Below are 24,487 nucleotides of genomic sequence, written 5' to 3' on the forward strand. Positions count from 1 at the left end.
TCCGACTACTTTATAATTTTGATAACGCCTATTTACTAGGCGTTTTTTATTGGTCAACGAACCATGATTACTTTACAATGAGCGCTTGCCTGCTGTGCTACGGTCGTTGGCTCAACATAAAAGAGTACTGGCTTAAATAGTAATTTGCTAAGATAAATATTAGCTCAGCCAAAATACAGCAATCTCTTTTATTGGCTTACGTTAGATTTTCATTCCTCTTATTCAAGCTCGTACGGAACGTCTATGCATATTCATATTCTTGGTATTTGTGGTACTTTTATGGGCTCGCTGGCCTTATTGGCGCGCGAGCTTGGACATACGGTCACGGGCTCAGATGCCAACGTTTATCCGCCGATGTCCACCCAACTTGAAAACGCGGGCGTGACCATTGAGCAAGGCTATCTGGTAGAGCATTTACAACCAGCACCAGATTTGGTCGTAGTTGGTAATGCCATGAAGCGCGGTATGGATGTCATCGAATATATGCTGGACACAGGTCTACGCTATACCTCTGGACCACAGTTTTTATCTGAGCAGGTATTGCAATCGCGTCATGTGATAGCCGTTGCCGGTACTCACGGTAAAACCACGACGACGACCATGCTCGCTTGGATATTGCACTATGCGGGTATCGATACTGGGTTTTTAATCGGTGGTGTGCCACTGGTTGATACCACTGATGAGCATTTACAGCACGTCTTCGCTCACAGCAGTTATTTGGGTGCTGACAAAATTGATAATGACGATTCGGCAAATACTGGCTATTTCGTTATCGAAGCAGATGAATACGATTCTGCATTTTTTGATAAGCGTTCAAAGTTCGTACATTACCGTCCGTGTACGGCTATTTTAAATAACCTTGAATTTGATCATGCGGATATTTTTGCGGATCTTGATGCTATTCAGACCCAATTCCATCATATGGTACGTATGATTCCAAGCACTGGCAAAATCATTATGCCCACAGCGACTGCCAGCTTAGAGGAAACGTTAGCGAAAGGTGTTTGGACACCCGTTTGGCGGACAGCAGTATTGGACTCAGCGACACATAATACCTATTCAACAGATAATACCTATGCAAAAAATAATACCCACGCAAAAGATAGTAGCGATTGGCAAGCTGAACTTATTAGCGAAGATGGTGGTCAATTTGCGGTTAGTTTTGCGGCTGATATTGCTGATAAAGAAGCCAAGGGAGTCGTCGATTGGTCGATGAGTGGCATTCACAATGTGAATAACGCCTTGGTTGCTGTCGCAGCGGCTTATAACATCGGCGTCAGTGTCAAAACTGCTTGTGCGGCGTTATCAGCATTTGCGGGTATTAAACGTCGGATGGAGCTTATAGGTAATGTAAATGACATCTTAGTCTTTGATGATTTTGCTCATCACCCAACGGCCATTACCACCACTTTGGATGGTGCTAAGAAAAAGCTAGCTGATAGACGACTTTGGGCAATTATTGAGCCACGTAGCAATACCATGAAAATGGGTATCCATCAAGACAGCTTGGCTGAGTCCGCTGCTCTCGCCGATCATACCTTATGGTATGAGCCTACCGGACTTGAGTGGGGTCTAAAAGAAGTCATTAATAATGCCACTATCGCAAATCCAGATATTGGCAGCCAACAGGTACTCTCTAGCGTAGAAGATATCATTACTCATATTTGCACATATGCCAAGGCTGGTGATGCGATTGTGATTATGTCTAATGGCGGCTTTGAAGGTATTCATCAGCGTTTATTAATCGCTTTAGCTAATAGTTAGTCTGGCTCTATAACCCTGTAGAATAACAGGCGTAGCTCATTAATAATGAGCTACGCCTCTTTATTTCTTTTTATACTTATAAAAAAATATTTTTACTTTTATAGAGAGAGATAGTCATTTCATTAGCGACTTTACTACCTTTGTAACACCCCGTTTACCTATTTCCCATGCTAAATAGCAAATATCGCTTTTTCCTCACAGAGCCCATACATAGGTAACATTTTTTGCTTATTTCTCGATGTCGATAATGTTTACAATAGATTCAACAAAATAAGTAAACCATTATAAATGATAGACACTTTAGGAGAATTGATATGAGCTTTATTTGGATGATTATTGTTGGTCTGGTTGCAGGTTTATTGGCACGTGCGATTAAGCCAGGTAGCGATCCTATGGGTTGGATTATGACGATTGTATTGGGTATCGTTGGTGCGATGCTTGGTGGTTTTGTTGCTGGCCTAATTGGTATCAATGCTGATGGCGGTTTCACTGGTCTAATCTTCTCAGTAATTGGTGCGATTATCTTACTGTTCATCTATGAGATGATTATGAGTAAACGTCGCGTATAATTGGACACAGCTAAATAGCTAATACATTTCAATAACGAATACATAAAATAAAGGTCTTGTGCAATCAAGGCCTTTTTTATTGTTTCAAATTCCTCTATCAATACATTATTACTATATTTTTCTTATATTTATCAGTCAGGATATCTCTCTTTAGCTATTGATAAGCATTACTTTTGTCCCCATTTATCTTATAATATCAAACCTATTTTTTATCTTTATCATTGAGGTGAGCCTTATGGCGTTACTCCCTATTTTAAGCTATCCCGACCCGCGTCTGCGTACGATTGCAACGCCTGTCAAGGAAGTCACTGCTGAAATCAAAACCTTAATCACCGATATGATTGAGACCATGTACGATGCGCAAGGTATCGGTCTGGCTGCAAGCCAAGTGGATCACCATATCCAGCTTATCGTGATAGATTTATCAGAAGATAAAGACAGCCCAAGAGTGTTTATCAATCCAACAGTGACGCCATTGGTTGAAGAAAAGCAGCCGTATGAAGAAGGTTGTCTGTCCGTGCCAGACGTCTATGACAAGGTTGAGCGTCCAAACAAAGTGCGTATCGAAGCACTAGATGAGAATGGCGATAAGATTGATGAAGAAGTAGAAGGCTTACTTGCCGTTTGCATCCAACACGAAATGGATCATCTGAATGGGGTGATTTTCGTCGATTATTTGTCGCGTTTGAAACAGACACGTGCGCGTGATAAGGTGCGTAAAGTCCTTAAAATACGTGAAAAACAAGGTGAGCAATTGGCGGAAAAAGAGCCGCAGCCAGCAAATTCTTAATCTATTTCTTTGATAAGCTGATTGTCACATACGTTTATCGTCAAGTAGTTTTGTTATGGCTTGCTACGTTTTAGACGCTGTCTGTTTTAGATACTGCACATAGCGCAGCAATAAGGCGATGATTAAACGCTTAGATTTTAGCGTAAACAGTTTGGCTTTTATTATTAGTTCTGGTTAGCATCACTCCTTGTTAGCTTCATTCCTTGTTCTCATTAAATACTGTTTTTATTAAAGGTCTTACTATGATTAAAATCGACCAATATTTTGACCCTGCCGGCTGGCAGAAATTTACTAAAGCGGCTGAAGGTCGTGAAACACCATTTTTGGTGGTTGATCTTAATCGCATTAAAATAAAATATCATGAAATGGTTGGTTTTTTTCCTCATGCTAAAATCCATTATGCGATGAAAGCAAGCCCTGCTGTTGAAGTCATCAATCTGCTTGCTGAGCTTGGTTCAAACTTTGACTGTGCATCGATTTATGAGCTTGATCGCGTGCTTGACTGCGGCGTTGAGCCCTCACGTATCTCTTATGGTAATACCATCAAAAAGCCTGAACATGTCAAATACGCCTTTGAAAAAGGGGTTGATTTGTATGCGACCGACTCAGAAGCAGATTTAAAAAATATCGCAAAACATGCACCTGGCTCAAAAATATTTGCACGTATCTTGGTACAAGGGTCGGATACCGCTGAATGGCCATTATCACGCAAATTTGGTTGTCACCCCAATATGGCGATTGAACTATTGATTCAAGCGCAAGAATTGGGCTTAGTACCTTATGGCATCTCATTCCATGTGGGCAGTCAGCAAAAAGACGTTGCCGCTTGGGATGATGCTTTAGCCAAAGTTAAATATATGTTTGATTGGATGAAGAACGAAGAAGGCATTAAGCTTCAAATGATTAATTTGGGTGGCGGCTTTCCGGCAAACTATCTGAGCGAAGTCAATCCTATCAAAGTCTATGCTGAAGAGATTCAAAGCTACTTAAGTGATGACTATAGTGCTGAAGATATGCCAGAGATTATTTTAGAGCCCGGTCGCTCATTGGTTGGCGGTTCAGGCGTACTGGTTAGTGACGTGGTATTGATTTCTCGTAAATCGCATACTGATCTGACACGTTGGGTCTATACCGATGTGGGTTTATTTCAAGGGTTAATTGAAACCTTAGGTGAAGCCATCAAGTACCCTGTTTATACACCTAAAATGGAAACCTCAACCAGCGCGGGTACGGTAGTATTAGCAGGTCCTACTTGTGACTCAACTGATATTATGTATGAAGAGGCAGGTTATCAGCTACCAGAAGAGCTAGAGATTGGTGACAAGATATTTTGGTTAACTACGGGTGCTTATACCAACTCGTACTCATCTATTGAGTTCAATGGTTTTCCACCGTTAGAAGTGGTCTATGTTGACTAATTTGTGATAAATAATCGTTACTATAGAAAGCGCGGCATTGTGAATAACAGTGCCGCGCTTTTTTATGTTTATTTCGCTATAGTATTTATCATTAGCTACTGTACTAGTAGCGATATTGGCACATCATTGCTACGGCTGTTATTTTGGTTGCCACCATAACCTGCAGTCTGATTTTGGCTGTTTTGAGAGATTTTCCCGATAGTTACCCACTGTCCACGTGGCACAATAATGGTGCTATGCAATCTTTGCCCTTGCACGCTACTATTGTAACCATAGCCATTATAAGAAGGATTGGCGCGCACGAGCTTTTCTTCAACTTGGGTCAATTGTACTTCGACTTGTCCATTCGGTAACAGTCTTGGCGTGACCGCAATACCTTGGCTCGTTGGCAATAAGACCTGCTGCTGGATAATAATCCTTCCTACTGGACGGTTGTAAGATGGATAGGTTGGATAACTATTGGCAGTATAGGTTTGATTTAGTGCGTAGAGTGTATCAGTGCTGATGCTTGCCGCGCTACCCGATAAGGTTTGTACTTGATATAAATTATTTGTTTGTTGTTGGCTATTACTCTGGTTGATAATCCCCACGCCTTGAATATCGCTATTGCTGATAGTGACTCGACCTTGCTGAATATTATCCTGAGCACTGCTATTATTGCCAACACGCACAGCGACCGTCAATGCCTGTGGCTGACGGTCAATCTGTGCCAATAGCTTTTGTATTGCCTGATAGTTGCTGGCAGTGGTACGAAGCACTAGCTTATCTTGATAAGTCGACACCGTGCCGCCGTCGCGACTAGCATTTAACTGCTGACGAACGGAAGGTAGCAATGCATCACCGCCATACGTATGAATGACATAGGTTTGATAAGCAGCTGCTTGTACAACTATTGGCACTACAGTTAAACTTAGGATAAAGGATATCTGGCGTCCATAATTTATGGTTTTGACAGTTTTTTCAATAGCCAGCTTTCGACCAAAAATCGCTATTAGATTTTCACTAAACTTATTCATAATTGACCTCTAGCAATAGTTAAACGCTATCAAAAGCCATACTCAGTAGCTACCAAACCATGAGAAAAAAACCTTAATAATTCAAACCTTACTCGTTAAAGCCTAGTCATTTAAACCTAAGACATCCTGCATATTATATTGTCCAGCCGACTGCTGAACAATCCACGTAGCGGCACGCACAGCGCCAGCAGCAAAAGTCATTCTTGCGCGCGCGCGATGGGTAATTTCAACAACTTCGCCATCCGCAATAAACATCACAGTATGATCGCCGATGATTTCACCGCCACGTATCGCATGAATACCAATCGTACCTGCTTCGCGCTCGCCAGTTTGTCCTTCACGACCATAGACAGCGACGTCTTTTAGGCTCTGTCCACGTGCTTCTGCCACAGCTTCTGCCATCATGTAAGCCGTACCTGATGGCGCATCGATTTTATGCTTATGATGCGCCTCAATGACCTCCACATCAGCATCAGTGCCAAAAGCTTTGGCAGCCATACCTAGTAACTTTAATGACAGATTAACGCCTGTTGAATAGTTACCCGCATAAACGATAGCAACTTGCTCACTCGCTTTTGCCAATACTTGCTCTTGCTGCTCATTAAATCCTGTCGTGCCGATAACCATGGCGACGTTGTGCTCAGCACAGACTTGCATATTTTGTTCAGTAGCAGCAGGCAAGCTAAAGTCAATCAATACATCAATCTTATTAATCACTGACTGTAAATCATCAACTATTTGCACATCCAATCGACCGACCGCAGCAACTTCACCCGCATCAGCTCCAACCAAACTTGAACCTTGACGCTCAATCGCTGCAATTAATGTCGTTTGTGGATTGTCTTGTATCGCTTCGATAAGCATACGTCCCATACGTCCACCTGCACCGATGACACCGACATTAATCATTTTTTTATTCTCTGGCTGACTCATATAATTATCCTAAGTACTTTATTTTTAATACGCTGGTTTCTAAATTTATTAGGCTAAGTTTAGCAAATATCAGCTTGTGAATGGTTTTTTATAGCACCAATAAAAAGCTCGATAGTTTCACGTGAAACTATCGAGCTTTTATCAGTTATCCATTCAAATACCAAATACTGTTAGTCGAACAAATCGCCAATCTTTTTAAAGAAAGATTTTTTATGTGGTGACTGCTGATGCTTACTATCACCATCCAGTGTATCTTGGAATTGACGTAGCAAATCTTTTTGCTCACGAGTCAGATTCACTGGTGTTTCGATGACCACACGGCAGATCAAATCACCTTTCATGGTCGTACGTACTGGTGTCACACCTCTACCACGGACACGTAATAATTTACCACTTTGTGTGCCTTCTGCAACCTTGATTTTCACTTTGCCATCTAAGGTTGGGATTTCAACTTCTTTACCGAGTGCTGCATCAGTGATACTAACTGGCACATCCATATACAAATCGGCACCTTGACGGGTAAAGACGTTGTGCTGTTTGACACGTACTTCGACGTATAAGTCGCCGTTTTGTACGCCAGCGCCGCCCGCTTCGCCTTCGCCTGCTAAACGGACGCGATCACCATCATCAACGCCTGCTGGAATAGAAACTTCTAGCGTGCGTGACTTGTCTTTGACGCCATTACCATGACAGTCAGAACAAGGGTTTTTAATTTGTTTACCAGTACCGCCACAATGTGGGCAGGCCTGTTGAACGGCAAAAAAGCCTTGTTGCATACGAACTTGACCTTGACCATGACAAGTTTGGCAAGTCACGATATCAGAGGCATTTTTTGCGCCTTTACCATCACAAGTATCGCAAGGCGCAGGAGCTGTAAAGCTGATTTCTTTTTTGCAGCCACGTACCGCTTCTTCTAAAGTCAGCTCAATCACATAACGTAAGTCTGAGCCGCGACGCGAACGCCCACCGCCGCCGCCACGTGACTGACCAAAGATATCACCAAAGTTGCCAAAGATATCACCAAAGATATCTTGGAAGTTCCCACCACCGCCACCGCCGAAACCACCACCGCCCATGCCGTTTTCAAAAGCAGCATGACCCATACGGTCATAGGCTGAGCGTTTTTCTTCGCTACTTAATACTTCATAAGCCATCGATGCTTCTTTAAATTTTTCTTCAGCATCTGGATCTTCAGAGTTACGGTCTGGATGGTATTTCATGGCAAGCTTGCGGTAGGCTCGCTTGATCTCTTTGTTATCAGCGGTCTTACTGACACCTAGTATTTCATAAAAATCGCGCTTACTCATGGGCTCTCCTATCGTCTTCACAGTCCACCGCTTGGTTGCTTTATCGTTCAATACTGCTCATCATCGCAAAAATGTTTCACATGAAACATAGCGGAAGACAGAGAACAGTGATGACAATCGTATAAATCTTACCAGCGAATACAGTGGGGTGCTGCTTAGTCAAATCAATTATTAAAAGTTTGCGCTATTTATGGAGATGGCAGCAGCATTTATCAAGTTGGCAGAAGTACAAAGTGTTAATTAGACTCTTTAGTTAATATTAAAAAGAATTCATTAAGGAATGAACAAAGTTTTTTATACCTCCATAATGCTCAGCCATGCTAGTATTTATCGCCATATAGATAGCGGTAGTCGAGTCCGTTTAAAGCATGAATACCACTAAAGGTGATGCTCTTTTATTTTAAGCCAACTGTACTCGAACATTACTCTTTAAAGTCCTATTTATACTCATCGCCATTACGCTTGTATCAAGGTATCGATTTTATGAAAAAGCTGATTATTTTATTGATTGTCATTGCCGTTACTATCTATGCAGGCTCGCCTTATTACAGCGCTTATCAGCTTAAAAAGGCTTATGATGCCAAAGATGGTGCGACTATCGCGGCAGCTATCGACTATGAGCAAGTACGCCCAAGTATGCAAGACCAGCTCACTGAGCAATTTGCCGTGACCATGACAAAATACCCATTGGTCGCTGAGCTTGGCGGCGAGCCATTAAAAGAGGCAGCTAACGGTTTTATTATGCAAGCAGTCGCTGGTGCCATCACGCCGCAAAACATTGAAAAAGTTATTAATACCCAAGGTCAAGCCAACACTGCCACTAAAGAGCTGGCGGCAGCGTGGGCAATCGCTAGCAATCAAGTAGATTTAAAAAATCTCATTCAAAATCTGATTATTCATCGCGGTGATGTTAATGCTGTGGTCAAAAAACAGATGCAGCAAATCATGGAAAAGCAGGCTGATGAGCTTGAACAGCAGGCAGCCCAAGGGACAGATAGTGACAAACCCCAATTAAGTTACTGCGGTATCAACTGCTTCACCATCAGTGGACAAGTAAAAGGCTATCCTTTGACTATAGAGATGCATCGTAAGGGTTTAATTAACTGGAAAATCGTCGATATCGTCTTGCCGCAATAGACTTGCTACCATCAACTGTTATATGAATAAAACCCCGCCCTATGAGCTATGTTCATAGGGCGGGGTTTTATTCATTATTCAATATGATATCCATCATAACTATTATAGAAATATCACACTATAGAAATATTAACAACTTATTTTACTCCTAAAAATTCCAAAAACTCAGGACTCTCAAAGCTCGCTTGAAACAATACGCCATCTTCACGATAAATAGCAGGAGTTGCCATAACGGCTAAACCTGCCGCTTTTTCACGATTGCCTGCCACATCATTAGTTTTGCAAGATGCGGGCGCTGGTGTCATCTTGCCATAAAGCATCGCCTGATCAAGCGCTTTACGACGACTTTCCTTATTACCTTGGCACCAGATACCGCGCATTTGCTCAGGCGATGCTTCATAAATCGGATAACCAATGGTTTTTATCGTCACGCCTTTGGCATTAAGCATCGGCATCTGCTTATGTAATCTGCGGCAATAAGGGCAATTGACATCCGTTGCTACGTAAATCACCGCTTTTTCAGCACTAGTGGCAGGATAGGTAATCAGCTGCTTAGTATCCAATGTGGTTAGGACAGATTGATTTTTAAGCTTTTCAAAGCGGTTATCAAGCCCAGTAAACTGACCATTTTCGATGACTGATATCTCACCATCGGTGATGTACTGGGCGTCATCTGATAACAAGAACGGTACGCCCTCTAAAGTCGCACCCCAAATCACACCAGGTACTGCAGTGTAAAAGAACGGTGTTTTGTTACTCATGTTCTTAAGCGCGCCCATATTTGCCAATATGTCAGATTTGATACTGGCACTGACAGGCTTACCTATTTGCGCGCTGGTGCTACGCGCTGGCGTTTTGGTTACTACTCGCTTGCTTGGATTCTTTTGCAGCTCGCCTTGAATGACATATTTACCATCTTCAGTAATATGCAGTGGCAATTGCTCAGCCAAATTGACTTGATACATATTGGGTAATTTAGAGGGTACAATCGAGGTTATCTGCGTTTTGATACCTGCTTGAGTCAGCAATTGGCGCAAACGGCTATCAACAGATTTACTGACTGTACCAATAGCTTTCGTATTCTGACCAGCTTGGGCACTGTGGTTAACCTTTTGGCTGACTGTTTTATTGGTCATATCGGCAGTGTTCGGCTGCGCGCAAGCAGTGGTTGCTAACAACATAACACCAATCAAACTTGCGGAGTTTAATACAGGGAGTTTCACAGAGACCGTCCTATCTGGTTTTTAATAATGATCGTTATTCACTCATGCCTATTTAATAAAAGAGCAGTAAATAACATTATGTAAAAATATAGATTAAAAAAGATAGGCTGACTGTAGCACAAGGAGGGGTTTTTCAAAGTATTAAAGACTTAATTTTGCAAAAATGCTACTGAGCTTTAAGAGATAGGCAACACAGGCAGCCACTAATACTAATTGACAGAAATAACTGAGTAGCAGAACGCAAAAAGCAGCACACTATTGAGTGGCTGCTGATTTTGGAGTAATTTTTCTAAAGCATGGTTGTATAACCTAATAGGCTATAACTCTAAAATTTTGCTACTTCTTCTGGTGTTAAGAAGCGACTGTCGCCTTTTTCTAACCCGTCTAAAGTAATATGACCGACACTAGCACGATGTAGCTCAACCACTCTATTGCCGAAATAGCCCATCATACGTTTTACTTGATGGTATTTACCTTGCTCTAAGGTTAAACGCGCATGAGTTTCATCGATGAAATCGAGGGTCGCAGGTTTGGTTTCTTCGTGATCACCTTCTAAAAGGATGCCTTCAGCAACTTCTTTAATAGCATTGGCTTGAGCGTCACTATCCATAGCATCTGCTAACGTCAACTCGTAGACTTTGGCATGTTCATGCTTTGGGCTAGTTACGCGATGTAGCCAGCCGCCATCATCACTGATGAGCAATGCGCCAGTCGTATCAACATCAAGACGCCCAGCAATACGTAAACTGCCAAGCTCTGGCACCGCAATAAGGTCAGTGACGATTGGGTATTCTTTAGCCTTTAGGGTACATTCAAAGCCTTCTGGTTTATGAAGCAAGATATAGCGATTGCCAGTGGCGACCGACAATGGCTCGCCTGCCCACTGTACATCGTCATTAACGATATCGACATGTACACCGGGATCTTTAATGACTTGCTCGTTTACTGTGACTTCACCAGCGTGCAGAATTTTTTTGGATTCTTTACGCGACAGCTCAGTGGCTTTACTCAGAAATTTATCTAGACGCATATGATTTGCCTACCATCCGTTTTGGGATACTCACTCTCAATCAAAGACCAACGATGCATACATGTGCACGTCTGTTGTTGGCTATCTTCAATGGTCAGAAGTGGTACTATAATGAAAAATGAAATTTACACTGCGCCAAATACGGACAACAGTGAAAGTTAGACAAGTTTACCATATCCAACCTAAGCCTGATGAAATATGAGCTATCAAACGCTAAAACGTGCCGTCACTGCACGCTTAGAAATCAAAAAATCTGCCTTTATTACCTATGCTTATCCAGTGACCTCGCGTGAGCAGGCAATGTTTCACGTGGAACAACTACGTGAGCAATATGCTGATGCCCGTCATCACTGTTGGGCGTATATTATTGGCGACCCCAATAACACTACCAGTGCAGGCTTTGACGATGATGGCGAGCCCAATGGCACCGCAGGACGACCGATATTAAACGTCTTGCAACATAAATCTATTGGCAATGTCATTATTATCGTTGTCCGTTATTTTGGTGGTATCAAGCTCGGTGCTGGCGGTTTGACCCGTGCTTATGCAGGATCAGCGCAAGCGGCAGTGGATGAGATGATACTAAGCCCTTATATTCCTATGATCACGGTAGAAATACTGGCAGAATTCGCCACCGAAGCCCAGTGCCGCTACGTCGTTGAGAGCTTAAACGGCAGCATCGAAAATGTCGCCTATAGTAAGCAGGTTACCTTGACTGTGACGCTCGCTGAGGCAAATATTGAGTACTTGAAAGAACGCCTTGCGATGGATGGACGCGTATTAGATAAGTCTTAAAAATTAAATGAGTAATCATGCGTTCACTGAAAACCATTGGTTTTGATGACGACCTTGGATATGATAAGGCACTGATTTTCAAAGACGATTTTTTAACAAACATAAAATAAGACTGAAATATGCCAACCTCAAAGTCGACAAAACCATTCGCACCTGCCCCTTTTAAACCGCCGTTTTGGCTCACCAATCCGCATTTGCAAAGTATTTTGCCAAAGTTTTTTGCGCCAAAAACACCAAATTACCGACGCGTGATTAAACAAGATTCACTTTGCGAAACTGATATCGCTTATGACTTTTATGATGCTCATCCTGTCCAAGATTCAGAAAATGGCAAACTTGAACAAACACCATTAATCGTGCTATTTCATGGAATGGAAGGCAGCAGTGACAGTCATTACGCGCGTGCGTTAGCGTATCAAATGCACGCGCAAGGCTGGCATTTTGTCGTCGCGCACTTTCGCAGTTGTGGTGGTATTCCCGCTAATGGCAAAGTGTTCTATAACGCTGGTGACACGGGCGAAGTGCATCATATGTTAGAGAACTTACGCGAGAATTACGCCCATATTTATGGGGTTGGCGTGTCACTTGGCGGTAATGCCTTGGCAAAGTATATGGGTGAATATGGTGATGAGGCGCTATGCGACGGCGCAGCGGTAATATCTGCGCCAGTTGATATGTCGTCGGCTGCTATTACAATGCATAGCTTTTTGAGTCATCGTATCTATACTCCTTATTTGCTCAACCCTATTATCAAAAAAGCCTTGGCAAATGAAATTACTGCAGACGAGATTGCTTCTATCAAAGCAGTAAAACGCATTAGTGATTTTGATAATATCTTCACTGCGCCTAGGCATGGTTACCGCTCTAATAATGATTACTACCACTCATCCTCTGCCCTACCTCACTTAAGGAATGTCACACGCCCGCTGTTGCTTATTAGCGCCAAAGACGATCCTTTTATTGGCTTTACTGCCACGCCCAATGATGTCTCAGACAGTGTCACTATTTTGGATACGGTACACGGGGGTCATATCGGCTATTTGCGTTATCGTACAAGCAATAGCAATGTAAAAACTCCAAGTAAAAAATCAAAATTTGACATCAACTGGATACCTGAAACCGTGAGTGCCTACTTTAATCATATTGACGTGCCATCTAATAAAATTAGATAAATTATAAAATAAAAAACATCATTTTTATCTTTAAATATTTTGAGACTGCTTTATGTATCCATTTATCCGTTACGCCAGCACCATCGCCCATGCCGCGCTGCAAGTGAAAAAAGGCAATACTTTGACGTTCAAAGAAACCAGTGAAATTACCTTTCGCTGCCGTCTGACAGATATTGATAATTTCCTAGAGATGAATAATGGTCGCGTGCTGACCCTTTATGATATGGGGCGTACCGACTTTGCAGTAAGGAGCGGGCTTGGCACTCAACTGCTTAAGCAGCGTTGGGGCTTGGTCGTCGCTGGTAGTACCATCCAATATCGCAAACGCATCCGTGCTTTTGAAAAAGTCACCATGAAGACCAAAATCGTCGGCTTCGATGAGCGCTGGATATATATTGAGCAATCGATGTGGGTAAAGGGCAAGCCTTGCTCGTCGGCACTACTACGTACAGGCGTCACCAAAGGCGGTAAGGTCATCGAGACGGCACGAGTACTGGCAGCTTTAGACCAATCGGATTGGCAGCTACCGCCGAGCGGCTATGTGGCAGAATGGATTGTCAGTGATGCCGACCGTCCATGGCCGCCACAATCTTAGGTTTTTGCTAGGTTTACCTCAAAATAAGGACTGATTATTTAACCATATGCATCGCAGCGCTTCGTCAAAATCCGCTTGTCATGAGCAATTTCTTCATAAACAGCTATTCACAATCAGTTAACCTTATAACTACTATTTCCTAACAATACATTATATAAATAAATATAATCAATGTTAGGATAGTAGTGAGTTTTATACTCAACTGAATACTATCTAATTAGAAACAGTCTAATAAAGGAAAATAATATGGTTAATAATACGGATTATGTCGGTACGCTGTTTGATAATAGTGAGTCAAACCCAAGCAAGATCACCTTAGCTTTTACTATGGCGGGTGTGGCACTTAAAAAAGGTCACTCTGCATCAGTCATATTGATGGTGGACGCGGTGCATTTGGCATTGCCAAACGCTTTAGATAATGTCGATATTGGCGATCCCTTTGAACCTGCTGGCGAATTACTAGAAGCCTTTATCGAAAAAGGCGGTCAAGTATTGGTTTGTGGCGCGTGTATGAAACATGGTGGCGTAGAAGAATCAGCCATTGATAAGCGCTTTACGGTCATCAGTGGTGATGATGTGGTTGAGCTGCTGATGAATGCAAAAGGTTCTTTGCAGTTGAATTAAGCGTTTAAGCTAAGCAATAATTTTAGATAAATGGGTTGGTTTTTTAGTCATCATTTTGATGGTTTGGAGGCTGACCATTTTTTTGTCTTTTGAATAAGCATAATTACTTTAGAAACTAAATTTTAATTATCTTTTCTAATTTCGTGTGTTTCCAATAAATATATAGCTAAAGTAGAGGCTGCTCCGACTGCTAACTTAGCGTGCCTAGGTTGTAAACCTTTAAACTCGCTATCTTTGCCATGACCACTGCCATATTCATTTCTAACTTCTGCAATTCCTTGAACTACGGAGGATAAGCTACCTAAAATTTGTCTTATTGCACTTGCTGCTTTTGCTTCGTTAGATATATCATCAGGAGTAAGTTTAAGTAGCTTTGTAGTCTTTCTCATCAATTTAGATAAGTCCCAGTTTTTATTGCATTCTTCTTGCCTACTTTTGAATATGGATTTACAGGCAGTTTCAATCAACTCTTTCGCTATTCCTATAGCCTGATAAGGAGAAGTTTCAATTGATGATTCCATTAGATTAATCTGCTGGGAAACATAATCAGCATTAAAAATAATTTTGATTTCGTTACCTTTTTTCTCGATTGATGCTTTGCCTGTATACTTTATTCTCCCACTAAAAACTGGTTTATTAGAGATACGTGTTCTCTCGACAATTTCGAACCCATCATTACTTAGGCTCTCATTGAATATATTGTGAATTTTCTCCACTTCATGTAAGTGTCCCCTTACTACGGGATGTATCATTTCACATAAAAAGTTTAGAAAAGAAGCATCTTCACATTTTAACAAATTAAACCTTTCATCATTAAAGACCCAGTTGTCCTCCCAATCATTGTTATTAAATCTGTGTTGCCAGATATCACCTGCTGCGTTCGAAAACCTAGGGTCTTTTGAAGGCATACTTTCCAAATCGTAAAGCCTAGATAAAAATTCCGTTTCATCTAGCTTTCCTGCCCACCATATATCTTCTATACTTAATATATCAAATATATCACGTCGAGTAATTTGAGAGATTCTATTCATTATTTATTTCAACTTTCTTTGGTTAGATACTTTAACGATATCAAGTATATGAGTTAATAGCTCTTAACTACAGTTTTATAGTCAAATATTTTAACTACAACTTTGTAGTCAAAATCCAACCTTCCTATTCAGCAACTAAATACACATTATCTAACACGCACGCCATCTAGCTTTGCTAAAGTAAGTCATGCAAACCTCCTCATAAAATAAAATGGAAGCCTGTCATGACCTTACTGAATACCCTTGATTTGACCTACCCTATCGTGCAAGCGCCGATGGCAGGAGCAACCACGCATGAGCTGGCGGCGACGGTGAGTAAGTTTGGTGGATTGGGTTCATTAGGATCGGGCATGACGCCACCAGAGGTTTTAAACGAACAGATTAATACTCTTAAGGCTTTAACTAATCGCCCTTTTATGATTAATCTGATGGTGTTATCAGAGCATGAATCTAGTGCTTTGGATAGCGAAGTACCTACTTGGCTAAGCAAGTACTATCAAGAGAAAAATATCGAATTTACTCTACCGAAGCACCCAGCGCTAAGCTTTGCAGAGCAGCTACAAGTGCTCTATGACAATCCCGTTCCTGTCGCCAGTTTTACCTTTGGCATTATCAGCGCTGAGCAGGTGCAGCGTTTGCAGAGTCTAGGCACACGGGTCGTCGGTACTGCCAATCATCCATTGGAAGCAAAAGCATGGGCAGATATTGGCGCAGATGCGGTATGCGTGCAAGGGGTCGAAGCGGGTGGGCATCGCGGTGGTTGGTTGCCGCAAAGTGAAAACGATCCATTGGGATTATTGACGCTAATAAGTCAAACGCGTGCCTGCACCGATATTCCTTTAATTGCGGCTGGTGGCATTATGAACGGACAGGACATCAAAGCAGTTCAAACAGCTGGTGCTGAGCTTGCGCAAATCGGAACGGCATTTTTGACCACAGATAAATGCGGAATCAATGACATTTATAAGCAAGCGCTACTCGATGCCAGTCAAGGTGGACGCAGCTCTGAGACGCGCTTAACCAGATTATTCTCAGGGAAACAGGCTCGTGGTTTATTAAATGATTATTTGCATGATTTTGCTCAATTTGAGAGCGCACATGAGCTACCGCCTTACCCACAATTAAATGCGATGACCAAATTTTTGCGTGCCCATGCAACCAAAAACCGCGATGCCGAACATCAGTCTTTATGGGCAGGACAAGGCGTCGCTTTGGTCAGACAAGAGCGCACGGTTGAACTGCTAGAGCGACTGGTAAGAGAGAGTTAGTTTGATCAACGTAGGCTGATTTTTAACTCAGCCTACAATAGAGTAGATACAGTTTTAAAAGAATACAGTGCTACTGGGATTAATTATTCGCAGCCTCTGTCTGCGTAAGCACAGTAAGCAACAAAATTTGATACCAGTAGCACTTTATAATTTTTGTATTTCTTTTATTTAGGACTGACTACAGCTCATATCTAATCAAACGTTGGATCATTTACGCCTTAAAATATCATATGTAAATGACTAGTTCTTTAACCCTTCACGAAACGCTTTATAATCATTCGCCGTATCTTTCACCGCTTCTATCATCGGTACATGACCGATTTTTGGCATCGTAATCACTTGTGATTGTGGGATGATTTCTTTTATTAGCGTCACTGTTTCAGGCTTGATGACCTTATCTTCCTCACCCCAAACGACTAGTGTTGGAATATTATATTCAGCGATAACCTTGGCACGCTGCTCAACATTGTCTTCAACTATTTGCGCGAGTATTTTGGATTCTACTGCTTTATTAGCGATACGCTCTTGCGCGAATACGGCTTTTACAGACTTAGGAATATAAGGCGGCTTAGACATAACAAAGTCATACATAGCATAAAAGTCTTCCTTCTTATCGACCAATAGCGGATTGTTCTCAAGAGTTGCACTTTCTAAGGATTTCGGCACACCCACTGACCAAAAGCCTGCACTATCTATCAGCCACAGACTTTTGACCTCTTTAGGATACTTCGCAGCATAAGCAACACTGATAGCGCCGCCCATTGAGTTGCCACCGACATGAATGTTAGATGCCAAGCCTTTAGCTTGCAGTAGCTCGTGTAAGCGCGTCGCTTGCGCCTCCGAGCGATAGTCAGCCGCCATCGGTTTACTAGAGTCACCAAAGCCTAGCAAGTCAGGAATGATCAGATTATAGTTCTCTAACTGCCGAGCGATACGAGTAAAGTTGTCTTTATTACCGCCAAAGCCATGAATCAATAATAAAGGCTCGCCCGCGACATTACCGTTTTCTGCATAGACTATTTTATCGCCAGAGCTTAACGTAAATGACTGAGTCGTAAGGTCTGATTTTGAGCGTTCATACTGAATAATCTTTTGGGTAGTATTTATCGCCAAGGTATTAGGCGCTGTGGTACAACCAACGACTGAAAAGCTTAACAAAGTGGCAAGGCCTAGGCGTTTTAATAGCATCGAAATATCCTTTTTGAAAACTAGAAAAATGAAGTAAGAAGTAAGAAGTAAGAAGTAAGAAGTAAAAATAATCATCCTAGCACAAGAATATTTTAAGTTTAAGAACTTATAATAACCACCCACCCCCTATAAATTGCTCGACAATCGCCTAAAAAAATGACAGGCAAATAATCACAGCGTTTGCCAAGGGGTTACAGCTCTAATAAAGACCGTAGACGCTTTCTGGTTTATGATAAGCGCTTTTGTTTAGTTGGCCCTGCATATTGCAAAAGGATAAACATTGAGTAAAACAGATACCTCCATTGGTAAACGGCGTGACCTCACCCAAGGTTCGATCCCTAAAACCATGCTCTTATTTGCATTACCAACCCTTGGGTCATCTGCATTACAGTCATTAAACGGCTCGATCAATGCTGTCTGGGTAGGTCGATTTTTGGGTGAGGAAGCGTTAGCAGCCACAGCCAACGGCAATATCTTGATGTTTATACTGATCTCCTTCGTGTTTGGTTTCGGTATGGCGTCTACTATTTTGATTGGTCAGGCAATGGGCAGCCGTGATAACGCTATGGTTAAGAAAACCATGGGCACGGCGCTGGGCAGCATTATTCCGATAAGCGTAATAGTGTCGGCAGTAGGGTGGATATTTGCGCCGATGCTGCTTGAGCTGCTTGGTACGCCGGCAAGTGCTGTAGAGCTTGCCCTAACCTATCTGCGCATGATTTTTATTGCGATGCCTGTCACACTCATGTTTACGCTGATAATGATGGCACTGCGCGGGACGGGCGATTCGACGACGCCGCTTTGGTTTATCATTATATCGGTCGTGATTGACCTTATTTTGACGCCGACACTGATTTTGGGTCTAGGACCATTTCCCGAGTGGGGCATATTTGGCTCGGCTTTCGCAACAGCCGTCGCAAATACGCTAGCACTTATTGGCATGTTAGCCACTATGTATCTGCGTGGCTCTGTGCTGACGCTTAAGTTGCCGGAGCTTCGCTTTTTGCGCGCAGACCGAGACATCTTGAAGTCGATGTTTTCTAAGGGGTTACCGATGGGTCTACAGATGATCGTCATCTCTTCAGCAGCATTGACAATGTTATCGCTGATTAATCGCGAAGGTGTACAGACTACAGCCGCTTACAGCGCAACCCAGCAGCTTTGGACCTACGTGCAGATGCCAGCAATGGCGCTAAGTGCTGCGGCCAGTGCGATGGTTGCACAGAACATCGGTGCCAATCAATGGCACCGAATCGCAGGGATCACACGCTGGGGACTGATTTTTAATCTGGCATTGACCGGTTTTATTATCATACTACTGACCATTTTTGATGAGACCATTCTGGGCTTGTTCCTTGGCAGTGACAGTGAAGCGGTGCCGATTGGGCGTCATATTCAGCTAATGGCGACATGGGGTTTTATCTTTTTTGGGATAGCACAGGTTTTGTTTGGCACCATGCGTGCAAACGGCTATGTGATTTGGCCGCTGATTGTCATGGTCATTTCGATGTATCCAGTGCGTCTTGGATTTGCTTTCGGGCTTTATCCTCTACTTGGAACCGATGCCCTTTGGCTATCCTTTCCAGCAGGCATGGTGGCAACCGCCGTGATGGGAGCAGGACTATATTTGTACGGCGGATGGCGCAAAGGCAAACACTTGCCCGCAGAAGAAGCTGCGCAAAGGTCTGAGGAGTTTCGCGCGCATACAGGCACCAGTGCGTCGTTTCGAGATCTTGTACCGACGACTGTATGGAAGCTGTCACCTTTGCGCCGTATCACAAGGTTGCATCGACGACTTCATAGAAGACTTCATCTTCATAGACTCCGTGTGATAAAAAAGAATAAACGATAATGGCGTGGTTTATATATACACGTATAACGCCTAGTCGGGCGGCTTTTGCTCATTAGCATGGGCAAGTACATTATTCACCATACTTACCTACTACTGCAAATACCGAAACTGGTTTTACCTTTAACTAAAATCTTCATTACCTAACAAAAACTGTACCGCTGCGGCTGCATGAATAGCGGTGGTATCAAACACGGGGATTGGACTGTCTGCTTGGCTAATTAACAGTCCAATCTCGGTACAGCCTAATATCGCGCCCTCAGCGCCTTGTGCCGCTAACTCATTAATCACTTGCGTATAATATTGCCGTGAGCTGGCAAGCAATTGTCCTTGGCACAGCTCATCATAGATGATGCGATGGACTTCAGCACGCGCATCGGTATCTGGTATCAGCACCTGCAAGCCCGCATCAATCAGACGCTGTTTATAGAAGTCCTCAGTCATGGTGAATTGTGTACCGAGTAAGGCAATCTTGGTTAAACCTTGCTGCTTAATCGCATCTGCGGTCGTATCTGCAATATGTATCAATGGCAAATTCGTCGCCGCTTGTACCTGCTCTGCTACTTTATGCATGGTATTGGTCGCAATTAATAAGCCTTGGGCACCAGCCGCTTGTAAGCGCTTACCACTGTTTACCATGACATCACCCAGCTCTTCCCACTGGCCTTGGGCTTGTAACTCGCCAATTGGCGCAAAGTCGACACTATGAATCAATAAGTCTGCTGAATGTAAGTTGCCAAGCTTAGCCTTAATACCTTCATTAATCAGCCGATAATAGCTTTGGGTACTTTCCCAACTCATTCCGCCGATGATACCTAAGGTTCGCTGCTTTTGAACGGTCATACTATTACTCTTTATATGTATTTCAATCTTACTCATCGTAGCAAAAGTTCAGCTTCAATTTGCCAACATTTAGAATATTCTCATTATTAGAAAAAAAATAACGATCATTAAAATGTAACGAACATCACTATTAATAACAACGATTTTATCCACTCACCAGCATACGCTATGATAGTCAATAACGACGCCTCATAATGCTATTCATCATCGTTCATTGAGCCTCACTATTATCATGTAGGAAAATTCAACATTATGGCAAACTTCCCTATGATCAGAATACGCGCACGGCGTAAGTACTACCGTCTTATCTTTACTGGTCTGATGGCGCTGATGATGTCACTTATTATCTCATCCGCTCTATTACTGGTTAAAGTAGGGTTCGTCGATGGCTTCTTTATGGAATTAATGCACTCGTGGGTACTGGCCTTTGTCTTTGCGTGGCCGAGCGCCTATATCTGTGCGTATCTGGTACAAGAGCACGTGCTTAGTCGGATTGAGTTTTATTGAGTCATACGACGATAAGTACATAACAACGTTCCTTAACCAAACAAGTACTGATAACTGGTAAGCAGAGTTGTTACTGTTGATGGTTGCAAATCAACTCATCAACTTACTTCTTTAGACAAATATCTAAAAACTAAAAAAAGGATTTATCATGCGTAGCGCAACTTATGATCATTTTGGCAAACCCACTGAAGTACTCAGCATCAGCGACCGCCCTACTCCAGAGCCTAAAGCCAATGAAGTTCGAGTCAAAACGATACTCGCCTCTATCCACAACCATGACCTACTAACCATTCGCGGTCAATATGGCTTTAAACCTGAAATGCCTGCCATCGGCGGTAGTGAAGCGGTCGGTATCATCGATGCAGTAGGCAGCGATGTTAAGAATCTGAAAGTCGGTCAGCGTGTCGCAGCCGCCAGTGTACAAGCGACGTGGGCAGAGTATTTCGTCGCTGTGGAAGATATGGTATTCCCGATGCCCGACAGCTTAGATGACGAAATGGCAGCACAATTGATTGCAATGCCACTGAGCGCGCTGATGCTGATTGAGTTTTTAGAACTAAAAAGCGGTCAGTGGGTTATCCATAATGCTGCCAATGGCGCGGTCGGCAAATCACTCGCCATGCTAGCTGCCGCACGTGGTATTAACACCATTAATGTCGTGAGAAGTGGCGATGCTATCGAGGAATTAAAAGCACTGGGCATCAAGCATAATATCAACACCTCAGATGACGACTGGAAAGATCAAGTAAAAGCCATCCTTGGTGATGAAAAAATCAGTGCTGCGGTTGATTCTATCGGTGGTGAGTCTAGTAATGATCTGCTGGCGTTACTGGGTCATGGTGGCACATTGGCATCGTTTGGCATCATGTCAGGCAAACCAATGGTGCTAAATCCAACCCACATTATTTTTAAACAGGCGACGATTAAAGGCTTTTGGGGCAGCAAAATCAGTCAAGAAATGAGCGTTGAGAATAAGCAACGCTTGGTTGATGAGCTGATCGAGCGTGCTAACAATGGCAATTTAAAACTGCCCGTTGAAGCGACCTTTGATTTGGCTGATATCTTAAAAGCAGTTGACGGGAAAATGCAGTCAGAAAAAAACGGTAAGGTACTGTTAAAACCTTAAGATTCATTTTATATCTTAAGGTTTCGAGCATTTTTCTCTACTCACAAATGGATATCTATATAAAAAATCCAATTAGGAATAGCCTTATGTCTAAACAAACAACGTTTAAAGCTTTGGTCGTCGAAGAACATGCTGATGGCACTTTTAATAAAAGTATTCAACAGCGCAGCGTCAGTGATTTACCTGAAAACGATTTATTAATCGAAGTGCATTATTCATCGTTGAACTTTAAAGATGCGATGTCGGCATCAGGTAATAAAAGAATCACCAAAAACTATCCACACACCCCTGGTATTGATGCGGCAGGCGTGGTGGTTAGTGATAAGTCTGGCACCTTTGCAGAAGGGCAAGAAGTCGTCGTCTTTGGTTATGATTTGGGTATGGATACCGATGGTGGTCTCAGTCAAATGATCTCTATACCTGCCGATTGGGCGGTCGAATGCCCGTCTTCATTGACGATAAAAGAAGCGATGATATATGGTACTGGCGGCTTAACGGCTGCATTGAGTATCCAAAAGCTAGAGAAAATGGGTGCAAAACCTGAAGATGGTCCAGTCGCCGTCACTGGCGCAACGGGCGGCGTCGGTAGTATCAGCATCGCAATTTTAAGTCAGCTAGGCTATGACATCATCGCCTTCTCTGGCAAACCTGAGCAAAGTAACTATCTAAAAGAGCTTGGTGCAAGTGAAGTCCGTCATCGCGATACCATTAACGAGGTCGGAGATAAACCTGCCGGTCGTGAGCTATGGGCAAATGCTATTGATACCATCGGTGGCGACTACTTACCCAATCTGCTAAAGCAAACCAAAGCTGGCGGCGCGGTGACCAGTTGTGGTTTGGCGAGCGGCGCTGATTTTTCGATGTCAGTGATACCTTTTATCACCCGTGCGGTGTCATTATTGGGTATCGATTCGGTCTATATTCCACTAGCAGATAAAAAGGCGATTTGGCAGCGCGTCGCGACTGATATGAAACTGCCTAATTTAGAAAGTTATGGTGAAGAGATTACGCTTGAGCAAACGCCGGAATACTTAGATCGCTTTATGGCGAGTAAGACGATTGGGCGTTATGTGGTGAATGTGCGGGGTTAACCTTTAATCAAGTTGCTTTAAAAGAATTTTTATTTACCAGATACCTAAAAGCGGTTGATGAAAAAAAGCAGGTCGAGAAGAAAGGTAAGGTGCTTTTGAAGGCTTTATTAATTATTAGATTCAGAATTATAAGCAATGGCAGCATTCTATATTTTAGGGTGCTGCTGTTTTTTCATTTGAAAGAAGTTATATCAAGGCTTATCAGTAAAATAACATGGCCTTTTTAACATCAACTATAATGATTTCCTAAATTGATAAAAAAGATTATCTTCTAAGGAGGCTTTAATGGCTGTAGTTGTATTATTAGGGGCAGGTGCTAGTTTTGGTAGTGTTGGTGTTGAACCTTATGCACCACCTCTCGGTAATGGCTTATTTAATGATTTAGTAAAAAGGGGTGGAGTGGCGGCGACTTTACCAGAATATATAAAGCATCTTTTTGAGAATAACTTTGAAGATGGAATGGCAGAGTATTTCAAATATTCCAATAAGAACATAATGTCATTTCAAAGAGAGTTAGCCTACTATTTAGCTCACTTTAAACCAACAGAATCTAACGTATATTTGAGACTTATAAGAGAGTTAGGTTGCCAGAGAGTTGTTTATAGCAGTTTAAACTACGATCTTCTTTTCGAATTATCAGCAGCCAAACTAGGTTTGTTTACGACTTATTCATCTGAATACCATCAGGGAGGAGTTAGACTTCTAAAGATTCATGGTTCAAGTAACTTTTGGCCAGATATTCCTAAAGGAATGCTAAAAAACTGTAATTTTTACAATAGTGGTATAGCTGATATACAAGCCCCTATTAAGCCATTAAATCAAATCGATACTATTAATAAGTGCAAGCAAGAAGATAGTGTAGCTCCTGCCATTGCAATGTTTGCTGAAGGAAAAGCTGTAAGGATTAGTCCTGATTACGTTCAAAACCAATATGAGATGTGGAAAGAACAAGTTAATAAATCGTCTAACATTTTTGTAGTAGGTGTACGCGTTCATGAAATAGACAAGCATATTTGGAGCATACTTGGCAACTCAAAAGCTAAAGTAACATACTTCGGTTTCGATAATGATAGAGCTGAGTTTAATCAATGGAAAATTAATAATAACAAAAAGAATGCTTATTTTTATAATAGTGACTTTGAAAAGTCAGTACAAATAATTAAAGGACTGTACCGAAGGTAAGTAATAAAAAAGCACCCAACCAAGTTGAG

Annotated in this window: 23 protein-coding genes; 15 read left to right on the plus strand and 8 right to left on the minus strand. The window is 42.3% G+C overall.

Going from position 1 to position 24,487, the window contains the following annotated elements; genetic code table 11:
• The first annotated feature begins 243 nt into the window (after window positions 1–243).
• The 4 genes from OEG80_RS12505 to OEG80_RS12520 all read left to right on the plus strand — a co-directional run bounded on the left by OEG80_RS12505 (window position 244) and on the right by OEG80_RS12520 (window position 4,541).
• The gene (locus tag OEG80_RS12505) at window positions 244–1,764 is read left to right on the plus strand and encodes a Mur ligase domain-containing protein (protein ID WP_263241095.1); all 1,521 of its coding nucleotides are present in this window, start codon (window positions 244–246) and stop codon (window positions 1,762–1,764) included.
• Between the two features lie 314 nt (window positions 1,765–2,078).
• Complete coding sequence (locus OEG80_RS12510; protein WP_011512415.1) at window positions 2,079–2,333, plus strand: GlsB/YeaQ/YmgE family stress response membrane protein; 255 nt, start codon at window positions 2,079–2,081, stop codon at window positions 2,331–2,333.
• A 235-nt stretch (window positions 2,334–2,568) separates the two neighbouring features.
• Complete coding sequence (gene def, locus OEG80_RS12515; RefSeq protein ID WP_263241096.1) at window positions 2,569–3,123, plus strand: peptide deformylase; 555 nt, start codon at window positions 2,569–2,571, stop codon at window positions 3,121–3,123.
• Between the two features lie 242 nt (window positions 3,124–3,365).
• Window positions 3,366–4,541: a type III PLP-dependent enzyme gene (locus OEG80_RS12520; RefSeq protein WP_263241097.1), complete on the plus strand. Its 1,176-nt coding sequence runs from the start codon at window positions 3,366–3,368 to the stop codon at window positions 4,539–4,541.
• Between the two features lie 95 nt (window positions 4,542–4,636).
• Here the strand turns inward: OEG80_RS12520 and OEG80_RS12525 are convergent, their stop codons facing one another.
• From OEG80_RS12525 to dnaJ, 3 genes are all read right to left on the minus strand, one after another.
• On the minus strand, window positions 4,637–5,557 hold the full coding sequence (locus OEG80_RS12525; RefSeq protein WP_263241098.1) for a type II and III secretion system protein: 921 nt from the start codon (window positions 5,555–5,557) through the stop codon (window positions 4,637–4,639).
• Window positions 5,558–5,659: 102 nt separating this feature from the next.
• Window positions 5,660–6,490, minus strand: coding sequence for a 4-hydroxy-tetrahydrodipicolinate reductase (gene dapB, locus OEG80_RS12530; protein WP_263241099.1), 831 nt, complete (start codon window positions 6,488–6,490; stop codon window positions 5,660–5,662).
• A 170-nt stretch (window positions 6,491–6,660) separates the two neighbouring features.
• Complete coding sequence (dnaJ, locus tag OEG80_RS12535; protein WP_011512410.1) at window positions 6,661–7,797, minus strand: molecular chaperone DnaJ; 1,137 nt, start codon at window positions 7,795–7,797, stop codon at window positions 6,661–6,663.
• A 483-nt stretch (window positions 7,798–8,280) separates the two neighbouring features.
• Here dnaJ and OEG80_RS12540 point away from each other — a divergent pair, with 483 nt between their 5' ends.
• Window positions 8,281–8,934 (plus strand): DUF2939 domain-containing protein, encoded by a 654-nt coding sequence (locus OEG80_RS12540; protein WP_263241100.1) that lies wholly within the window; start codon window positions 8,281–8,283, stop codon window positions 8,932–8,934.
• A gap of 137 nt (window positions 8,935–9,071) precedes the next feature.
• On the opposite strand, the gene OEG80_RS12545 is transcribed toward OEG80_RS12540, so the two are convergent.
• Window positions 9,072–10,157 (minus strand): disulfide isomerase DsbC N-terminal domain-containing protein, encoded by a 1,086-nt coding sequence (locus OEG80_RS12545; RefSeq protein ID WP_263241101.1) that lies wholly within the window; start codon window positions 10,155–10,157, stop codon window positions 9,072–9,074.
• Window positions 10,158–10,482: 325 nt separating this feature from the next.
• Window positions 10,483–11,187 (minus strand): pseudouridine synthase, encoded by a 705-nt coding sequence (locus OEG80_RS12550; protein ID WP_263241102.1) that lies wholly within the window; start codon window positions 11,185–11,187, stop codon window positions 10,483–10,485.
• A 198-nt stretch (window positions 11,188–11,385) separates the two neighbouring features.
• Between OEG80_RS12550 and OEG80_RS12555 the strand changes: the two genes are divergently transcribed.
• From OEG80_RS12555 to OEG80_RS12570, 4 genes are all read left to right on the plus strand, one after another.
• A complete protein-coding gene (locus tag OEG80_RS12555) occupies window positions 11,386–11,982 on the plus strand; it encodes a YigZ family protein (protein ID WP_263241103.1) in 597 nt (198 codons plus the stop codon).
• 119 nt (window positions 11,983–12,101) lie between these two features.
• A complete protein-coding gene (locus tag OEG80_RS12560) occupies window positions 12,102–13,154 on the plus strand; it encodes a YheT family hydrolase (protein ID WP_263241104.1) in 1,053 nt (350 codons plus the stop codon).
• A 52-nt stretch (window positions 13,155–13,206) separates the two neighbouring features.
• Window positions 13,207–13,749: an acyl-CoA thioesterase gene (locus OEG80_RS12565; RefSeq protein WP_020442427.1), complete on the plus strand. Its 543-nt coding sequence runs from the start codon at window positions 13,207–13,209 to the stop codon at window positions 13,747–13,749.
• A 246-nt stretch (window positions 13,750–13,995) separates the two neighbouring features.
• The gene (locus tag OEG80_RS12570; RefSeq protein WP_011512403.1) at window positions 13,996–14,373 is read left to right on the plus strand and encodes a DsrE family protein; all 378 of its coding nucleotides are present in this window, start codon (window positions 13,996–13,998) and stop codon (window positions 14,371–14,373) included.
• Window positions 14,374–14,495: 122 nt separating this feature from the next.
• Here the strand turns inward: OEG80_RS12570 and OEG80_RS12575 are convergent, their stop codons facing one another.
• On the minus strand, window positions 14,496–15,404 hold the full coding sequence (locus OEG80_RS12575) for an abortive infection family protein (RefSeq protein WP_263241105.1): 909 nt from the start codon (window positions 15,402–15,404) through the stop codon (window positions 14,496–14,498).
• Between the two features lie 224 nt (window positions 15,405–15,628).
• Here OEG80_RS12575 and OEG80_RS12580 point away from each other — a divergent pair, with 224 nt between their 5' ends.
• Entirely contained in the window at window positions 15,629–16,672 is a 1,044-nt protein-coding gene (locus OEG80_RS12580; protein WP_263241106.1) for an NAD(P)H-dependent flavin oxidoreductase, read from the plus strand.
• A gap of 240 nt (window positions 16,673–16,912) precedes the next feature.
• Here the strand turns inward: OEG80_RS12580 and OEG80_RS12585 are convergent, their stop codons facing one another.
• Window positions 16,913–17,860 carry an alpha/beta fold hydrolase gene (locus OEG80_RS12585; RefSeq protein ID WP_263241107.1) on the minus strand — a complete coding sequence of 316 codons (948 nt, stop codon included), beginning with the start codon at window positions 17,858–17,860 and terminating at the stop codon, window positions 16,913–16,915.
• 280 nt (window positions 17,861–18,140) lie between these two features.
• Between OEG80_RS12585 and OEG80_RS12590 the strand changes: the two genes are divergently transcribed.
• On the plus strand, window positions 18,141–19,712 hold the full coding sequence (locus OEG80_RS12590; RefSeq protein ID WP_263241108.1) for an MATE family efflux transporter: 1,572 nt from the start codon (window positions 18,141–18,143) through the stop codon (window positions 19,710–19,712).
• Between the two features lie 120 nt (window positions 19,713–19,832).
• Here the strand turns inward: OEG80_RS12590 and OEG80_RS12595 are convergent, their stop codons facing one another.
• Window positions 19,833–20,552 (minus strand): aspartate/glutamate racemase family protein, encoded by a 720-nt coding sequence (locus OEG80_RS12595; protein WP_263241110.1) that lies wholly within the window; start codon window positions 20,550–20,552, stop codon window positions 19,833–19,835.
• Between the two features lie 252 nt (window positions 20,553–20,804).
• Between OEG80_RS12595 and OEG80_RS12600 the strand changes: the two genes are divergently transcribed.
• From OEG80_RS12600 to OEG80_RS12615, 4 genes are all read left to right on the plus strand, one after another.
• Complete coding sequence (locus OEG80_RS12600; protein ID WP_149409088.1) at window positions 20,805–21,059, plus strand: DUF2798 domain-containing protein; 255 nt, start codon at window positions 20,805–20,807, stop codon at window positions 21,057–21,059.
• 148 nt (window positions 21,060–21,207) lie between these two features.
• Window positions 21,208–22,185, plus strand: coding sequence for a zinc-binding dehydrogenase (locus OEG80_RS12605; RefSeq protein WP_263241112.1), 978 nt, complete (start codon window positions 21,208–21,210; stop codon window positions 22,183–22,185).
• A gap of 86 nt (window positions 22,186–22,271) precedes the next feature.
• Window positions 22,272–23,276: a YhdH/YhfP family quinone oxidoreductase gene (locus tag OEG80_RS12610; protein ID WP_263241113.1), complete on the plus strand. Its 1,005-nt coding sequence runs from the start codon at window positions 22,272–22,274 to the stop codon at window positions 23,274–23,276.
• Window positions 23,277–23,561: 285 nt separating this feature from the next.
• Window positions 23,562–24,458: a hypothetical protein gene (locus OEG80_RS12615; RefSeq protein ID WP_263241115.1), complete on the plus strand. Its 897-nt coding sequence runs from the start codon at window positions 23,562–23,564 to the stop codon at window positions 24,456–24,458.
• Window positions 24,459–24,487 lie beyond the last annotated feature (29 nt).

Origin of the sequence: Psychrobacter sp. SC65A.3 (genome assembly GCF_025642195.1) — a bacterium.
Taxonomy (GTDB): domain Bacteria; phylum Pseudomonadota; class Gammaproteobacteria; order Pseudomonadales; family Moraxellaceae; genus Psychrobacter; species Psychrobacter cryohalolentis.

What these genes read in the sequence shown, in the direction of transcription:
- OEG80_RS12520 (WP_263241097.1), top strand. Translation starts at nt 3,366, where the DNA reads ATGATTAAAATCGACCAATATTTTGACCCTGCCGGCTGGCAGAAATTT.
- OEG80_RS12525 (WP_263241098.1), bottom strand. Translation starts at nt 5,557, where the DNA reads ATGAATAAGTTTAGTGAAAATCTAATAGCGATTTTTGGTCGAAAGCTG.
- OEG80_RS12550 (WP_263241102.1), bottom strand. Translation starts at nt 11,187, where the DNA reads ATGCGTCTAGATAAATTTCTGAGTAAAGCCACTGAGCTGTCGCGTAAA.
- OEG80_RS12575 (WP_263241105.1), bottom strand. Translation starts at nt 15,404, where the DNA reads ATGAATAGAATCTCTCAAATTACTCGACGTGATATATTTGATATATTA.
- OEG80_RS12585 (WP_263241107.1), bottom strand. Translation starts at nt 17,860, where the DNA reads ATGCTATTAAAACGCCTAGGCCTTGCCACTTTGTTAAGCTTTTCAGTC.
- OEG80_RS12505 (WP_263241095.1), top strand. Translation starts at nt 244, where the DNA reads ATGCATATTCATATTCTTGGTATTTGTGGTACTTTTATGGGCTCGCTG.
- OEG80_RS12560 (WP_263241104.1), top strand. Translation starts at nt 12,102, where the DNA reads ATGCCAACCTCAAAGTCGACAAAACCATTCGCACCTGCCCCTTTTAAA.
- OEG80_RS12600 (WP_149409088.1), top strand. Translation starts at nt 20,805, where the DNA reads ATGGCAAACTTCCCTATGATCAGAATACGCGCACGGCGTAAGTACTAC.
- OEG80_RS12570 (WP_011512403.1), top strand. Translation starts at nt 13,996, where the DNA reads ATGGTTAATAATACGGATTATGTCGGTACGCTGTTTGATAATAGTGAG.
- OEG80_RS12555 (WP_263241103.1), top strand. Translation starts at nt 11,386, where the DNA reads ATGAGCTATCAAACGCTAAAACGTGCCGTCACTGCACGCTTAGAAATC.
- OEG80_RS12510 (WP_011512415.1), top strand. Translation starts at nt 2,079, where the DNA reads ATGAGCTTTATTTGGATGATTATTGTTGGTCTGGTTGCAGGTTTATTG.
- OEG80_RS12580 (WP_263241106.1), top strand. Translation starts at nt 15,629, where the DNA reads ATGACCTTACTGAATACCCTTGATTTGACCTACCCTATCGTGCAAGCG.
- OEG80_RS12595 (WP_263241110.1), bottom strand. Translation starts at nt 20,552, where the DNA reads ATGACCGTTCAAAAGCAGCGAACCTTAGGTATCATCGGCGGAATGAGT.
- OEG80_RS12540 (WP_263241100.1), top strand. Translation starts at nt 8,281, where the DNA reads ATGAAAAAGCTGATTATTTTATTGATTGTCATTGCCGTTACTATCTAT.
- dapB (WP_263241099.1), bottom strand. Translation starts at nt 6,490, where the DNA reads ATGAGTCAGCCAGAGAATAAAAAAATGATTAATGTCGGTGTCATCGGT.
- OEG80_RS12605 (WP_263241112.1), top strand. Translation starts at nt 21,208, where the DNA reads ATGCGTAGCGCAACTTATGATCATTTTGGCAAACCCACTGAAGTACTC.
- OEG80_RS12610 (WP_263241113.1), top strand. Translation starts at nt 22,272, where the DNA reads ATGTCTAAACAAACAACGTTTAAAGCTTTGGTCGTCGAAGAACATGCT.
- OEG80_RS12565 (WP_020442427.1), top strand. Translation starts at nt 13,207, where the DNA reads ATGTATCCATTTATCCGTTACGCCAGCACCATCGCCCATGCCGCGCTG.
- dnaJ (WP_011512410.1), bottom strand. Translation starts at nt 7,797, where the DNA reads ATGAGTAAGCGCGATTTTTATGAAATACTAGGTGTCAGTAAGACCGCT.
- OEG80_RS12615 (WP_263241115.1), top strand. Translation starts at nt 23,562, where the DNA reads ATGGCTGTAGTTGTATTATTAGGGGCAGGTGCTAGTTTTGGTAGTGTT.
- def (WP_263241096.1), top strand. Translation starts at nt 2,569, where the DNA reads ATGGCGTTACTCCCTATTTTAAGCTATCCCGACCCGCGTCTGCGTACG.